1 protein-coding gene is annotated in these 590 nt (G+C 41.9%); it reads left to right on the top strand.

Going from position 1 to position 590, the window contains the following annotated elements; translation table 11 throughout:
* Nucleotides 1-590 (top strand): FGGY family carbohydrate kinase (locus tag LJE12_RS19675; protein WP_255610925.1); only part of this gene is annotated, 590 nt, incomplete at both ends.

Below are 590 nucleotides of genomic sequence, written 5' to 3'. Positions count from 1 at the left end.
GTAGATATCGGAGCATCCAGCGGACGTCATATCCTTGGACATATGGAAAACGGAAAAATGGTTCTGGAAGAAATTTATCGTTTTGAGAATGGAATGGTAAAGAAAGACGGAGAACTCTGCTGGGAATTTGACCGTCTTTTCAAAGAGGTAGTAAATGGTCTGAAGAAATGTAAAGAAATCGGCAAGATTCCGGTAAGTATGGGCGTGGACACATGGGGCGTTGACTTCGTACTTCTGGACAAAAATGACAATGTTCTTGGAAATACAGTAGGATATCGTGACCACCGTACAGAGGGAATGGATAAAGAAGTTTATAAGGCAATTTCCCTGAAAGATCTCTATGCAAGAACAGGTATCCAGAAAGCTGATTATAATACGATCTATCAGCTGATGGCAGTGAAAAAGAAACATCCGGAATATCTGGAACAGGCGGAGACACTTCTTCATGTGCCGGATTATTTCCATTTCCTTCTTACAGGACAGAAAACCTGTGAGTACACAGAAGCTACGACAGGACAGCTTGTAAGCCCGATTACTAAGGACTGGGATTATGAACTGATCGATATGCTCGGTTATCCGAGAAAAATGTT

The sequence above is a fragment of the Blautia sp. DFI.6.71 genome (assembly GCF_020593585.1).
GTDB classification, from domain to species: Bacteria; Bacillota; Clostridia; order Lachnospirales; family Lachnospiraceae; genus Blautia_A; species Blautia_A wexlerae.
The sequence above is the reverse complement of the archived record's forward strand: the minus strand, read 5'-3'. Positions and strand labels throughout refer to the sequence as shown.